Annotated in this window: 13 protein-coding genes; 2 read left to right on the forward strand and 11 right to left on the reverse strand. The window is 33.9% G+C overall.

Annotation, left to right across the window (positions count from 1 at the left end; all coding sequences use genetic code 11):
- Positions 1-13 precede the first annotated feature (13 nt).
- On the reverse strand, positions 14-1,288 hold the full coding sequence (locus tag TX86_RS14935) for a M48 family metallopeptidase (protein WP_042349622.1): 1,275 nt from the start codon (positions 1,286-1,288) through the stop codon (positions 14-16).
- Positions 1,289-1,531: 243 nt separating this feature from the next.
- On the opposite strand from TX86_RS14935, the gene TX86_RS14940 reads away from it, so the two are divergent.
- Positions 1,532-2,116, forward strand: coding sequence for an SCO family protein (locus TX86_RS14940; protein ID WP_042349623.1), 585 nt, complete (start codon positions 1,532-1,534; stop codon positions 2,114-2,116).
- A 48-nt stretch (positions 2,117-2,164) separates the two neighbouring features.
- On the opposite strand, the gene TX86_RS14945 is transcribed toward TX86_RS14940, so the two are convergent.
- The 9 genes from TX86_RS14945 to TX86_RS14985 all read right to left on the reverse strand — a co-directional run bounded on the left by TX86_RS14945 (position 2,165) and on the right by TX86_RS14985 (position 12,861).
- Entirely contained in the window at positions 2,165-2,794 is a 630-nt protein-coding gene (locus TX86_RS14945) for a TetR/AcrR family transcriptional regulator (protein WP_042349624.1), read from the reverse strand.
- A gap of 156 nt (positions 2,795-2,950) precedes the next feature.
- Positions 2,951-4,207: an MFS transporter gene (locus tag TX86_RS14950; protein WP_042349625.1), complete on the reverse strand. Its 1,257-nt coding sequence runs from the start codon at positions 4,205-4,207 to the stop codon at positions 2,951-2,953.
- Positions 4,208-4,307: 100 nt separating this feature from the next.
- Positions 4,308-5,402, reverse strand: coding sequence for a butyrate kinase (buk, locus tag TX86_RS14955; protein ID WP_042349626.1), 1,095 nt, complete (start codon positions 5,400-5,402; stop codon positions 4,308-4,310).
- Entirely contained in the window at positions 5,395-6,324 is a 930-nt protein-coding gene (locus TX86_RS14960; protein ID WP_042349628.1) for a bifunctional enoyl-CoA hydratase/phosphate acetyltransferase, read from the reverse strand. The genes buk and TX86_RS14960 overlap by 8 nt, the downstream gene beginning before the upstream one ends.
- Complete coding sequence (locus TX86_RS14965) at positions 6,317-8,101, reverse strand: choline/carnitine O-acyltransferase (protein WP_042349630.1); 1,785 nt, start codon at positions 8,099-8,101, stop codon at positions 6,317-6,319. The genes TX86_RS14960 and TX86_RS14965 overlap by 8 nt, the downstream gene beginning before the upstream one ends.
- A complete protein-coding gene (locus TX86_RS14970; RefSeq protein WP_042349631.1) occupies positions 8,085-9,665 on the reverse strand; it encodes a BCCT family transporter in 1,581 nt (526 codons plus the stop codon). The genes TX86_RS14965 and TX86_RS14970 overlap by 17 nt, the downstream gene beginning before the upstream one ends.
- Before the next feature lie 238 nt (positions 9,666-9,903).
- Entirely contained in the window at positions 9,904-10,698 is a 795-nt protein-coding gene (locus TX86_RS14975) for an ABC transporter ATP-binding protein (RefSeq protein ID WP_042349634.1), read from the reverse strand.
- Entirely contained in the window at positions 10,673-11,704 is a 1,032-nt protein-coding gene (locus tag TX86_RS14980; RefSeq protein ID WP_042349635.1) for an ABC transporter permease, read from the reverse strand. The genes TX86_RS14975 and TX86_RS14980 overlap by 26 nt, the downstream gene beginning before the upstream one ends.
- Positions 11,705-11,865: 161 nt before the next feature.
- Positions 11,866-12,861 carry an ABC transporter substrate-binding protein gene (locus TX86_RS14985; protein ID WP_042349636.1) on the reverse strand — a complete coding sequence of 332 codons (996 nt, stop codon included), beginning with the start codon at positions 12,859-12,861 and terminating at the stop codon, positions 11,866-11,868.
- Positions 12,862-13,486: 625 nt separating this feature from the next.
- Here TX86_RS14985 and TX86_RS14990 point away from each other — a divergent pair.
- Positions 13,487-14,152, forward strand: coding sequence for an FHA domain-containing protein (locus tag TX86_RS14990; RefSeq protein WP_042349638.1), 666 nt, complete (start codon positions 13,487-13,489; stop codon positions 14,150-14,152).
- Between the two features lie 51 nt (positions 14,153-14,203).
- Here TX86_RS14990 and TX86_RS14995 read toward each other — a convergent pair whose 3' ends face one another.
- Complete coding sequence (locus tag TX86_RS14995) at positions 14,204-15,748, reverse strand: fatty acid--CoA ligase family protein (RefSeq protein ID WP_042349639.1); 1,545 nt, start codon at positions 15,746-15,748, stop codon at positions 14,204-14,206.
- Positions 15,749-16,098: the final 350 nt, after the last annotated feature.

Consider the following 16,098-nt stretch of genomic DNA (forward strand, 5'->3'; position numbering starts at 1 on the left):
GTTCTTTCTTTGTTTATTGTGACTTTTTAGAGTTGTTCAACTCATATTTTTCTATAGTAGAAATCCTTTCTAACATTGTTGGATGAGTATAGCGAAAAACCTTTACGAGCCAAGGGGGATTTAACTGACTTAATGAAGATTTTGACAGCTCTTGAAATGTTCGAACGGCTGCATCTTGATCCTTCACCATTTCCATTGCATACATATCTGCTCTTTCCTCTTCATAACGTGAAATCAAATTAGAAATCGGACTTGATAGAAAGACTAACAGAGATAATGTACAAAGGAATAATGGAAATGAAGATAAGCTTTGTAAATTTGGTATATGTAAAACCCTTCCCCATTTTCTAATAATAAAAGTCATTATTTTAGCAGCCAGCCATAAACCAACTAAACCAAATAACAAATAAAGCGCAATTCCTATATACACATGTTTTTCTACATAGTGTCCCATTTCATGCGCCATGATAAAAAGGATTTCTTCATCTCCTAATTTATTAAGAGTAGTGTCCCATAAGACAATTCGAGAATTAGATCCAATACTTGTCACATACGCATTCATTGCATTTGTTTTTTCTGCCATATTCACTTCGAATACTTTAGTTGCTGGAATATGAGCTTGCTCTGCTAACGCTAATATTTTCGATTCTAATACTTTGTCTTTTAATGGATAAAAGTCATTATATAGCGGGTCAATTACTACAGGCTTCACAAACATAATGAATAGTGTAAAAGGAACCGATAATAACCACATATATAGCCACCACTTACGAGGGCTTCTTTGTATTAAATAATAAAAAGTAAATACGATAATGAAGGTTGTACCAAAATTAATCCAAAAACTAATGAGCTCATCTTTCATCCAAAGCGAGAAAGATTGAGTAGAAATTTGATACGTTTTCGATAGATGATACCCTAAATAATTAAACGGAAAGAATGCCGCGAAAGAAAGTATAGATAAATAGAAGAAGTAACAACTTTTTTGCAGGAATGAGTAGGAAGATAGTGAGTAGGAAGATTGCTCCATTTTACGTGAGATACCTAGTGCAAAAATTAAAAAATAAAATAGCCATTCAAATGGTGTTTCGAGAAAAAATAAGTAATTGCGGACTTCTGAAAACTCTTGACTTAGTAGCAATTGTTTTTCATTCATAAACGTTGCCGGATCAGCACCAGTTCCCTTATATTGTAACGGAATAGATGTATCCGAAAGGTGGAAAATATATATATACAGCAATGCAGCTAGCATTATATATAATCCTAAAGCGATTTTTATATATTTTCGCATATTCAATTCCCCCTTCATTTATAAGTAAACAAGCCTCCTTATAAATGTAGTAAGGAAAAAATGAATTAGAACTATTGAATATAAGATTATTTAACTATTATATTGGCTTATAAATGAATTTTTTGGATAAGTTCATATTTCCTTCAATGTTTTTCCTATTTCACTTCCCTTCCTCGTTTCTTTGTAAGGTATGATAAAATTGTACATAATTTTCAAATAACTAGAAAAATTAGGGGTGGGAGTATAAAAAAAATATATATGATTTGCACTATTATACTAGTTATCGGTATAGGTTCAGGTATTTATTACTTTACTGAATACCGCCAATCGCAAATGTCTTTTCCAAAAGATGTGACACTACAAACCCATACAGGTGCTGACTTTGCTTTTTCTAATCTTCCCAAAAAGATTAGGCTGGTAGAATTCATGTACACACATTGCCCAGATATTTGTCCGAATACTACGTTTCAAATGCAACAATTACGTGATCGCTTAGTAAAAGATAAAGTATTTGGCAATAAAGTAGAATTTTTAACCATATCCTTTGATCCTGCAAGAGATACGCAAGAAGTATTACAAAATTACGCGAAAACATTCGAAATAGATAAAAATAAAGGATGGTTTTTAGTAAGCGGAGAAAATTCTGCGGTGAAAAAAATTGCAGACAATTTCAAATTCCAATATCGTGACCCAGGCACAGGTGAATTCATTCATTCCAGTGCAACTTATTTATTAGATGAAGATAATAAAGTCATTGAAGTATTTGGAATGGGCGAAAAAAACTTCAAACAAAAAGAAGTATACAAAAAAATAATGAAACAAATATAAAAAAACAAGCAGTTTACCACACTTTTTAAGGTGATACTGCTTGTTTCTTTATTTTTCTGCTTTCACTGATAATAGCAATAAATCTACAAAATGGTTCAAATCACTTGATTGAATACGAAGCTTCGCACCACTTTGCTTTCTAAGCTGATATCTATACACAAATCCAAGGCAGCTTTCACATAAAACAAATGATAAATTGTCATTTATTTCATTGTCATTTCGGATACTTCCATCTCGCAATCCACGTTCTATCGTGTCATGAATCAGATTTATTTTTTCTAAATACATATCGTATTGTTCGTAACCACTCTCAATATAATGATCATATTCAACTAAAAACGAAACTTCTTGAAGGCTATGTATAAGTATTTCCATATACTTATGCAATTTAAAACTTAACTCATCAAATCCAGTTTCAAATTCTTGAGGGCTTTCAATCTGAGAAAATCTTTGTAATAAATCATCGTAAATTTGTTTTAAAACCTCAAATGCAAGATTTTCCTTGTTTTCAAAATGCCTATATAAGGTTTTTCGTGAGAAACCTGTAACCTCTACAATATCATTCATCGAAACAGCATTAAGTCCTTTTTCTAAGAAAAGCTCCTTGGCACCAACTATTATTAATTCATGGTTTTTCGATAAATTCTGTGAGTTAAATTTTGAATTTTCCGTAATCACAAAGTCCTCCTAATTAATTCTTTTAGTTTAAACAGTATAAATTTAATTATAAAATTTCACCAATGTTAATTCAATAATGTATACATACTTTATATTAAAAAGAAAAGAACTACTAATCATTAATTTTTCGTTAGTAGTTCTTAACATGATATACTTTTATTCTTTAGCAGTCATCTTTACTACAAGTCGTCGTATTAAAATAGAAGTAATCAAAGCCCCTACTGTACAAGCAGTCATCCAAGTAAACGTAATCTTAAATCCTTCTAAACCGTATTTATCAAGCCAACCACCAATCATAACGTGCATAAACAAGTCTGAAGAATATGCAATAATTGAAATAATACCTGTCGCTAATCCTGTTACATACAATGGAATTTTCGTTTCAGCTAATGTCGCAAAGTATATACCACGAGCTGCTGCAAAAGCCCCACCTACTAGTAATGTAACAACAATCATTACAACACCAAAGTTCGCTGTGTTTGGAGCAAATATGTAAACAGCGGATAAGATAATAGATAATATACCTAAGTACATCAATAATTTAGATGCTGATTTCATTTTATCAGACAAGAAACCAGCTAATGGTGCGGCAATTGCAGCTACTAAAAACATCCTCACAATACCAATTGTACCCGCACTGGATTCCGAAATTCCATATACTTGTGTAAAATATGGTGTAGCATAAGCTAACGTATTATATGCACACATCCAGAAGAAAATATTAAAAGAAATTAACCAAACTGCTGGTAGTTTAAAGATTAATTTTATAGATTTCAGACTAAATGTTGCAACTTCTTCTCCACTTTCATTAATAGATTTTTTATCTTCCTTAGGCAATAAGAAAAAGCAAATAACACCAATTGCAATATACAGACCACCAAAGAATGATAGAGATTGTGTGATACCCGCTCCACTCGTTACTGCATTTCCTATCAATGCTAAAGCTACAAAGCTTACCGCAAATCCTGCTAAACTTCGAATAGCATCACTTAAACCGAACAGCTTCCCTTGCTCTTTATCCGTACCTAAAGCCCGAACACCTTTTAAATACGCCGACCAAAAAGTTAGAACGGATGTTACAGCCATTAGTAAATGGATAATAATTAATATTTTATAAGAAGGAAGAGTTGCATACCATAAAGTTAGTAACCCTGTAGTAATCATGGAAAATGTAAACAGAATTCGGGCACTAATTTTATCTGCAATAATACCACCTGGTACATAGAAAATCATCGCTAATGCTCCATATACTGTTACGAGCATACCTAATTGCATATTATTTAATCCTGTTGCCGCTTGGAGGGCATCATAATAATTAGTCTTATAATAAGGTACGATATAAATCGTTCCTCCACCTAAACTTAGCATGAAAAGTGTTAAATATTTTTTAAATGGTGACATTGCCATAGCCATTGATGTTCACTCCTAGAAAAAGTAGTTATGAAGCTGAGGGTTTAATTTAAGAGAATGTCTCTATTAGTAGATTTCTGTACTAATAGAGACATATTCTTTCTTAAACTGTTACTAACGTTTTCTCTTCTTTCGGATACAGTTCAACAATCTTTGGAGTTTCTTCATTAGTTAAGACTCTTATTGCACCTTCCGCTAATGCCTCAAGTTCCTTTTCACCTGGATAAATATATACATCTGCTATGAAGGAAACCCTTTCTTTGATGAAATTCGTAATCATCTCGGAGTAAGCAATGCCTCCAGTTAAAATAATAGCATCCACTTGTCCATTTAACACCGTTGCATTTGCACCTATCTCTTTTGCAACTTGGTAAGACATCGCTTCTAACACTTTACGAGCTTCTGGGTCGTAGCTAGCTCTATTCTCAATTTCTCTACAGTCATTCATTCCTAAATAGCTATTTAAGCCACCATTTCCTTGAATAAACTTCTTCATTTCGCTATGCGTGTATTTACCACTGAAGCATAGATCTATTACATGTCGTACGGGCAATGATCCAGTACGTTCCGGAGTAAAAGCTCCTTCTTCACCCGCATCATTTACATCCACTACTAACCCTTTTTCATGAGCACCTACTGAAATTCCTCCACCTAAATGGCAAACGATTACATTTAATTCATCGTATTTTTTCCCTTGATCTTTCGCGAATTGTCTAGCAATTGCTTTTTGATTCAGTGCATGGAATCTTCCCGGGCGCTTAATTTCTTTATGACCAGAAAAACTTGCTAATTCATTTAGCTCATATGTCATTGGTGAATCTACGAAATACGCATTAATTCCCACCTCATCAGCAATCCTCTTGCCTATAATCGCTGCTAGATTAGCTGGATGCTCATAGGGAGTTGTTCTTTGAAACTCACATACTTCATCCGTAACTAAATACGTTCCTCCAGTGATGGGCTTTGTTACTCCGCCACGACAAGCTACTGCTGATAAAGAATGAATAATGATATTATTTTCATCTAACGCTTTAAGAATTTCCGCTTTTCTAAATTCAAATTGATCAGCTACTCTTTCATATTTAGCAAGCTCTTCTGTTGAATGTCTTAATACTTTCTCAAACAATTGAGTATGATCTTCGAAGACACCGATTTTCGTTGAAGTCGATCCTGGATTAATGGCTAATATCTTAAACATGTTTCACACTCTCCTTTGCTGATAATGCACATGCTAAGGCGATTGACATTAGTTTTTCTTTTTCACCATCTGCACGAGAGCACATTACGATTGGAACTTTAGGCCCCATCACAACACCAGCAAAAGTAATATCAGCACCTCCGATATATTTCAATCCTTTTCCGAAGATATTACCTACTTCAATATTTGGAACTAGTAAAATATCTGCTTTTCCTGCTACAGGGTCTTTTACCCCCTTAGACTCTGCCGCTTCTTTTGATACTGCATTATCGATTTGTAGTGGACCACTTACTGTACAACCAGTAATTTCACCTGCAAGATTCATTTTGTGTAACTGATCAGCATCAAGAGTTGCTGGCATTTTGTCATACACTTTTTCTTTTGCACATAGAACAGCTACATTCGGATTGTCATTGCCTAGAGCGTGAGCTAATTCAACTGCATTTTCAATAATTTGTTTCTTTTGATCCACAGTTGGTGCAATATTCATTCCTGCATCTGTCAAAATAAAATATTTATCTGAGTTTTCCTTGAAAATAACAGCAGTATGACTGAATAATTTACCAGTTCGTAGACCATTTTCTTTCTTCACTACCTGACTAAGTAATATAGAAGTATCAATTAGCCCTTTCATAATGACACTTGCTTTTCCATTCACGATTTGTTGTACTGTTTTCACAGCTACTTCTTCTAAAGTAGAAGCATCAATAATTTCCATTTCAGAAATATCAAATCCATGTTGATTGGCAACAACTTTTATTATGGAGGTATCTCCAACTAAAATAGCATTGCTCATTCCTAGCTTTTGAGCATGACAAACTGCTGATATAGAACCTTCATCGTAAGGTGCAGCAACTACCACTGTTTGTTTCTTTGCACTTCTTTCTTTTACCAAATTAACGAAATATTCAGTATTATACATGATGAATAACCTCCACATTCTTTTTCACAAACTGTAATAATTCTTGTAGGCTTTCATGAACATTACTTATGAATGTTTTTCTTAATGCTTCATCCTTTTTGAAAGAAGAAATGACCATAAAGGATTCTTTATGAACAACATAATAGATTCCAAAGCCATCTGCTTCCACAGGTTGGAAATAGCATATTTTCACGTTTGGTGCGACAACCGAACTTGTTGATAATCGATTGTTTGCAATCACCTTCCACGCTTGTGTTCTGAATAGTGGAATTTCATTTACTAGATCCAATTCAATAGCCGCCATTTGCAATCCAAATAAATGACGATTAACTCCTAAACCATTTTGGCAATCTTTTAATCTTTTATATTGTTCATCCATACTAGCTCTCATTAGCTTTAATAATTCTTCATGAGATTTTTCCTGTTTCATAAACTCCTCAATGAATGTAACACTTTGCATGGAGACTGGACGTACACATTCTGTACGACCTTTAAAGAAAGTACGATTATCAACTGCAATATACGTATTAAAATATTTTCCGAACGTTTTCTTTTGAGCCATTTGGTAAACTAAATGAATGAATGAATCACCACTCACTACTCCACATTCTTTAAGAAGCTCTCTAGTTAATCCCTCGAAGATAACCTTTTCATAGCTTACATTATTCATATACGCATCATAATCACGCTTATATTTTGTGAGTTCATGAGCAATATCATCCGAGAATGTAAACTCAATTTCTTTTATATCATTAGTTAATTCTATATCTTGTATATCGAGTTCCATCTTACCGATAATCTGATTCAATGATTCTGTAAAGAACATCTCTGTTCCACCATCTATATAGGTATGATCCACAACAAAACCAATGTTACCTGCACCATCGAAACTAAAATTCACACTTTTACCGTGCCATCTATTCACAAATTCTTTATTGTAAACAATATTATCTAGCTCATCTGTCATATTTTGCGGTTCATATTCATCATAAGAAGCAAAAATAATACTATGTTTGATTTTTTCATATGCTTCACTATTTTTCTCATCTTCTAAAATTCTTTCAAGAGTAATAGCTGCATGATCTCTATTTGTACTGATACTTACATAGTTGACATTAGGAACTTTTGGTTCTTGATCTTGATTTACAATCTTCTTAAGAGTTGATACAATTTCATTATAAGAAACAGGGTTATTGTCTCTTATAACTTGAATTTCGTAGATTCGATTTCTGAAAGCAAAGGCAATGTGCTCAGATTGATCTTCGTTAATTTCATATACATCCATGTGAACTTGTGGATGTCTCATAGCTGCTAGAAGGCCATGTAACTGATCTAATGAATAACGTTTATCTCGAACGACAAAATCAGGCACACCTTCATTCTTAAACTTATTGTAAAAGACAGCTACTGCATACATGACTATCCCTACTTTTTCTAATGCGGCAACATTATTAAGAGTAGGGAATAGCATGGAAATAGGAGCGTTACATTCAGGTGTAACAGGTCCCCTTGATGCAAGATACGTATAATCCATCCACCATTCAGACATCCAATTTTCATCTTTACCTATAGACTTATTAATAAGTCTATTTTGTAGAATTGAGGACAAATTAGAATTTAGGAATTGATCTACCTCTTTTTTGGCTTCTACATATTCCTCTTCCGTAATTAATGGTTTTACCCATGATAAGAATTTTTCCATTGTTTCAAACATACGAGGTACTGGCAATGTTCGTACTTCATATTTGTTTAGAACAGGGTTATTGTACTTTATCATAATTCCAAATCTCCTCCTCTTGGTAACTCTCAACCTTATTCAATTCTTCGTTATCTTTTTTGTTTGTTAAACTTTTCACAAAAGAAACTATCTGTAAAAAAATGACCAACAAATAAGGAAAGCCTAACAATGTCGCCACTTGCTTTAAACCATCAAAAGAACCGGATAACACCAAGGCTAGTGCAATCCCCCCCATAGATAAAGCCCATATTAAGGTACTACCTGGTTTTGGTTTCTCACCATTATTTGTAATAGTTGCAATGCAAATTGAAGCACTTGTTGCAGTGGTACATACAAACAATACAAGCATAATAACAGTGATTACCGATAAAAACTTAGCAAATGGAAACTGATTCAAGACTACGAAGAATGTTGAATATATATTATTATTTATAGACTCTGCGACCCCACTATTAGCAAATGCATGAGAGCCAAAAACAGAGAACCATAACATAGAGAATAATGTAGGTATAATAATCGATACTGTTATATATTCACGAAAAGATCTTCCTTTTGATATTTTCGCAAAAAATATACCTACAAAAGGTGTCCAGGAAATCCACCACAGAATGTATGTTAAAGGATAGCCAATTAACCATTCTGAGTCAGACTCACTAAACGTAAAGCTAAAATGATTTTTAAATGATCCTATTACACTTCCAAACATACTAGATAAACTATCGCCTAATAGTGTTTTTGACATTAAGAGTGCGATATAAAGCATGATACCTAAAGCAAGAATGATAGTCACATTACTCATAATATTCATGCCCTTTTCTAGCGGTAAGATTGCTACAACTGAGTATAGAATAATTAACAGAATTAGAAAGATAAAAGAACCTTGTAATTGCGAAATATTTAATGAAGGAAAAACATAGTTCACACCTTCCGTTAACTGTGATGATCCTATTGCCACAGAAGCAGATACAGAGAACACCGATGTAACAGCAGCCAATAAATTAGTCGTTGTTGCTAATCCTTGACCTAAGCGTTTATTTTTAAATAAACTTTGTATTGGAATCCCAGGTAAAAACTTCCCTTTATTTTTAGGATGATAAGCAAAATAGCCAATCATTAAGCCGCTTAATGTATAAATGCTCCATACTGGTAATCCCCAATCAAAAATTGTAAATTCCATCGCTTTTGCGAAAACTTCACTTTCACTACTATTTGATAAATTGACGGGCGATAACATAGCATGAAAATATGGCTCAGCGACTCCGAAAAAAACAGTGCCTATACCGATTCCAGCTGTAAACATCATTCCTACCCATGATAATAATGAAAATTCCGGCTTTCCTTCTCCTAATCTTCTTTTACCATTTTTTGAGACAGCAATAACTATTAGAAATATTAAAAAAAGAAGCGGAATAAGCAAAATCAACGATTTGAACTGATCCAATAAATAAGTTTGTATATTTCCTATAAAACACACAAACTCTTGTGGGAAAATGATACTCACGATTGTAATTAATAAAATTAACATAGAACCGAATGTAGCAATTCTTCTTGGCAAAACTGCATCACCTTCTTTAATGAAGTTTGAATACCTTTCAGATGTCACAAGGTGTGTTATCTCCTTACACCTAGTATACTACCAAGTGACACAGGGTGTGTCAATATGTTTTGTAAGCGATTTCTTTTTATTTTTTTAATATTTAAATATAGAATTTCAAGTGGTATAATATTTGCTTTCGCTAAGCAAAATTGAAATTTAAATGAAAGCGAGTTCGTGTTAAAAAAGCGAAAAAGGGCGTCCAAAAAGTGATTAGCAATTACTTTTTGGACAGCCCTTTTCAATTTTATACGAGCATCGCACGGTCATTTGTCATTTGCTCACCGCGGATTCGTTGGAATTCATTTAACAGTTTTTCGATTGTTAATTGTTGTTTCTCTTCTTCATTACTTTGAAAAATAATTTGACCTTTATCCATCATAATGAGTCGATTACCTAAATCAAGTGCTTGCTGCATATTATGTGTAACCATCAATGTCGTTAATCCATAATCTGCTACAATCTTCTTAGTCAGATTCGTAATAAGCTCTGCACGTGAAGGATCAAGAGCAGCAGTATGTTCATCCAACAGCAAAATCTTTGGCTCTGTGAAAGTTGCCATTAATAGAGATAACGCTTGACGTTCTCCTCCAGATAATAAACCAACCTTAGCTTGGAAGCGATTCTCTAAGCCTAAACCTAATGTTTCTAATTTCTCTTTAAAGAAATCTCTTCGTTTCTTTGTAACACCAAAGCCCAATCCACGCTTTCTTGTTCTACAATAAGCAATTGCCAAGTTTTCCTCGATTGTCATAGTTGGCGCCGTTCCTGCCATCGGATCTTGGAATACACGCCCAATATGAACAGCTCTTCGAAATTCTGATAATGAAGTCACATTTTTCCCATCAATTATTATGTTACCCACATCGGGTGTTAACTTCCCAGAAACCATATTCATTAGTGTTGATTTCCCAGCACCATTACTACCAATAATAGTGACAAAGTCACCTTTCGCTAATTGCAAATCAATATCTGTAAGCGCAATTTTCTCATCTGGCGTACCTTCATTAAATACTTTATAAATTTGGTTTAGCTGTAGCAACCGAGTCACCTCCGTTCGACATATTGCTTCCACTTATCGCCTTAAGTTCTTGTAATCTCTTTTTCTTACGTTTCTTTTGCTTTTGCTTGTCAATGATTTTTGGAATAATAAGCGCACATATAACAATAATAGCTGTAATTAACTTCATATCTCCTGTATCCAGGAATTTCACCTGCAATGCAAGTGTTACCACGATACGATAAATAATGGCTCCACCAATGACAGCAAACGTTGCACGAACAATTGTTTTAGAGCCAAATACCGCTTCCCCAATAATTACAGAAGCTAGACCAATTACAATCATCCCAATTCCCATATTAACGTCACTAAAGCCATTATATTGAGCAATTAATGCACCTGATAAAGCCACAAGCCCGTTAGAAAGACCTAACCCTAATATTTTATAATTGCTTGTATTTGCTGAAAAACTATGAATCATGCCTTCATTATCACCTGTTGCTCTTAGCGCTAAGCCAACATCTGTTTTCAAGAAAGCATCAATCAGGAATTTAATAATAAAAGTTACAACAAGCATGACTAGTAAAACGCCCCAACCAGTTGGTAATATTCCTTCTAATCCTACAGCACTCAAAATACTGCCCATTGCATCGTTTAAACCTAAGCTAGACCAACCATCTCGAATTTTCGTAACAAGTGATTCCTCTGATAATAGCGGAATATTTGCTTTTCCCATAATTCGTAAATTAATTGAATATAAAGCAATCATCATCAAAATTCCTGATAACAATGGATTGATTTTTCCTTTAGTATGCAATAAACCTGTTATTGAACCTGCTATAAAACCTGCTATTAAAGCTACTATAGTCGCTATAAAAGGATGGTAACCGTTCACAATAAGAATAGATGCTGTAGCAGCTCCTGTAACAAAACTACCATCTACCGTTAAATCTGGAAAATCTAATATACGAAACGATAAGTAAACCCCAAGCGCCATAATAGCGTATATAACCCCTGCTTCTATTGAATTAAAAATTGCACCAGGCATGAATCTCTCCCTCTCAAATATTGGATATATTTATAAAAAAAGTACCAAATACCCTTCTCTACAAAATGGCAATAAGGCTGACTAAAAGAATTTTCTTTTCAAATACCTACTTGAAAATGAAGATTCTATCATAGTCAGCCTATGAGCCTATGCTATATTCATTACTTAATTATTTCAGCATCTTTCTTCCATTCTTCTTTAATTGTAATACCCATTTCTTTCGCTGCCTTCTCATTGATTACAAGTTGAACTTTTTCTGGGAATTGTACTGGAATATCAGCTGGCTTTTTGCCATCTCTTAAGATTTCAGCAGCCATTGTACCCGCTTGATGACCGATATCATAGTAATTAAATCCGTACGCTGCGAAACCACCCTTTTTCACTGAATCTAGTTCTCCAACAAATAGTGGGATATCTTTCTCATTCGCAACCATGATTACGGAATCTAATGCAGAAACAACTGTATTATCCGTAATAATATAAATAGCATCTACATCACCAAGAGATTCTGTTGCTTGCTTAACATCAGCAGAAGTTGATACAGACTTTTCAACAAGTGTCATACCTGCTTTTTCAACCTCTTTCTTTACAGATTTCACTTGTGTTACCGAGTTTTGCTCTCCCGTATTGTATACCGTACCAACCTTCTTAGCTCCCATTTGCTCTGCTATGAATTTAACTGTGTTAGCAATCGCTTCAGGATTCGCATCTGAAGTTCCTGTTACATTTCCACCTGGTTTTTCCATAGATTGTACTAATTTTGCGCCAACTGGATCCGTTACAGAGGTAAATACTACTGGAATATCTTTCGTAGCATTAGCTGCTGCCTGTGCACTAGGAGTTGCATTAGCGAAAATTAAATCCACACCTTGTGAAACATATTGGTTTGCAATAGTCATTGTATTATTTGCATCATTTTGGGCGTTAGTCTCATCATATTTGACTTTAATACCCTCTTCTTTAAGTGCTGCCTTAAATCCTTTAGTTGCTTCATCCAAGGAAGGATGTTGGACATACTGTGTTAAACCTACAGTATATGCTTTCTCTTTATCTGCTCCATCTTTTTCAGCTTTATCATCTGTTTTGTCTGCACCACATCCTGCAAGAAGCAATAGGGATAATATCCCTGCCGTGGCTTGAAATTTAAATTTTTTCAAGTGAAATCCTCCTCTTTTTCTAGTAATTCATGATGTATACTCTTTTTGGCTTTCATATATTAAATTAATTATATACACAATTCAAAAAATTTCAATTAAAATTATTAAAAATTTTAGAAAATTAAAAAAGCGAAGATTCGCTATTGCAACCCCTCGCTACACTCTCTTATAATAAATTCCTTATATTAACTGCACTTCTGCTAATCTACAAATCAAAATGACAAATAAAAGTACAACTACGAACAATAGGATATATAACCTTGTCTTTCTAATTTTATTTTGTTTCATAGGATGTTCACTCCTAATTAAACCTTCCATATCTCTCTAAAAATATAAAGTTCCAATTAAAAAAATAATCCCAGCCAAACAATAAAGGGCAATGACCCAAGTTGATGGTACCAAAAAATATAATATGGCACTACAAATAAAAACTAGACCACTTATATTACTAATATTTTTCCAACACATCATTATCTTCACGCTTTCTTATCAGATGACTTCACCTAAACTATTTTTTATAATTATAAAGTTGAGTTATTATTAGTACCATAGAATAGAAATGAGAAATACGTGAAAAATATTTGAAAATTCTGAAATATTTTCTGTTCAGAAAGAAGGATCTTAAATGAAGCAAGACACTTATAAAATTATGCTAAAATCAGTAGGAATGGAACCAAGAGGAGATTACGCATATTTACATGAAGGTACGAGAATTTTAATCGGTCGAGCAAGCCGACATTCCAAAGCAAACTTTCCTATATTTAACAATTTTGTTTCTCGTGAGCACTGTGTCTTTTACCTTGAGAATGGCTCTCTTTATGTGGAAGATCTAGATAGTAAACATGGGACCTCTCTCAACGGCCATGATCTTACTCCTCATCAGCGCTATCAAATTATTGAAGGTGACGTTGTTACATTGGTGAATGGAATAATAGAGTTATTTATTGATGTAGACAATCAAGTTACTAGAGAAATAACTTTAACGAGCCTTTTTCCGAAAAGTAATGTCCTATTGAGTGACACGATACAAACCATTTATGTGAACGATCAACAAATTAAAATGCCTACTAAAGAATATACTTGTTTTAAGCTTTTATATGAAAAAATCGGGAAGATGATTACAAAAGAAGAAATCATTCATTGTGTGTGGAATGAACGCATTGGAGATCCCGATCATTTAGTGGCAGATGAAGAAATAACATCATTGATTTATAGAGTTAGAAAAAGAGTGAAGGAACACTTCTCTATTAAATCTATTCCTCACAAAGGTTACTATATGGAAAAAGCATAAAGGGGCATGCAAATAGTGATTTCATTCACTGTTCGCATAGCCCCTTTCTTATTAATTATTCACGACATTCTTTAAAGCACGTCGCAAAATTTTTCCTGTCGTATTCTTCGGAAGTTCTTCCAAAAATTCGATATATGTAGGAATTTTATATTTTGCAAGATGCTCACTACAAAAACTCAATATATCTTCAACTGTTATTTCTGAATCTTTCTTAACAACAAAGGCATGCACGGCTTCTCCAAGGTTTGGATCAGGTACACCAATAACTGCCGCTTCAACAATAGACGGATGAGCAAACAACACTTCCTCAACCTCACGAGGATATACATTATATCCCCCTACTAATACTAGATCTTTTTTACGATCTACAATATAGAAATAGCCTTCTTCATCCATTCTTGCAAGGTCACCAGTATACAACCAGCCATTCTTAATGGTAAATGCTGTTTCTTCAGGCATTTTGTAATAACCTTTCATGACATTATTACCTCTAACAACAAGCTCACCAACTTCCCCAACTGGCACTTCTTCACCAAGCTCATTAACAACTTTGTTTTCTACATTGACAATAGAAGTACCAATTGATCCCTCCTTACGTGGACGATCAAGCGGATTGAAGCAAGTCACTGGAGAAGCTTCTGATAAACCATATCCTTCTGATACAATGACATTGAATTTCTTTTCAAAATTTTGAAGTAAGGCTACGGGCATGGAAGCGCCTCCAGCAATGCATAGACGTAATGATTTTAAATCGTCTACATTACCGTTATATTGTAATAAGAAGTTATACATTGTAGGCACACCTGCAAAGATTGTTGCTTTATATTCCTTAGCAATACGATAAATTTCAGTTGGACTAAATTTTGGAACGATTATTATTGTTCCGCCTAACATTAATGGGGCATTCATACAAACAGTTAAACAAAACACATGAAACATCGGTAACGTTGTTATGACACGATCATCATTATTAATCTTTAAATAGCTACCTGAATCACTAGCATTACTATATAGATTCCGATGTGTCAGCATAGCTCCTTTCGGTTTTCCTGTTGTTCCTGAAGTATACAGAATGACAGCTACATCATCATCAAGTAAATCTGGTTCATTAAAGTCTAGATCCCCAGAACCAACAACCTTCATAAAACCTATCAACTTAGAATGCACATTTAATTGGGAAAGGTCGCTTTCTCCTTTGTATTCACCTGTTTCACAAATAATATAATGTTCTACACTTGGTAAATGCTTATGTAAGCCTTCTACAAGTGGTAGTAATACATCAAGTGTAATAACAGTTTTTACATCACCATTTAATAAAATAAAACTTATTTCATCCGGAGTGTAAATAGGATTAATAGGTATAACTGTTGCACCGGCTCGAAGCACACCATAAAAACCGATTAAATAATGTGGAGAGTTGCCTGTTATTAACGCAACGTGATCTCCCTTCCCAATTCCAAGCTTCGTCAATCCAGAAGCAAATTTCGTAATAGAGGCATCTAATTCAGCATATGTCTGTTGTTGATCAAGAAAATGATACGCAATTTTATCACTGTTCCCTAAAGCAGTTTGGTGAAGCTGAGACGACAAATTCATAATATTCCTCCCCTTTGTAAGAAAACCATTATTCATCCGTTGTGTCGATGTGAAAACAATGCACGTAATACTTTTAAATAAACAGATGTTACTTGTTCTACTCGCACAGTTACACAGCACTTTCAAAGCTACCCCATTTACACTTCGAGAAGTCCATTGAACGAAGTAGTTAGATAATTGAATGAATATTCACTCATTAATCTCTGTCTATTTATTATATCTAAGTAATTTTTAACCAGCAATACTAAATAATACCCTTTTATATCTTTTTTTAAGCTTTTTAGACAAAAAAAACGTTACTAATCCTTTTTAAACGAAGCTTATGAAGTTAAAAAAAACAATATAAAAAA

Source organism: Bacillus massiliigorillae (assembly GCF_000380245.2).
Classification (GTDB): domain Bacteria; phylum Bacillota; class Bacilli; order Bacillales; family DSM-1321; genus Bacillus_AD; species Bacillus_AD massiliigorillae.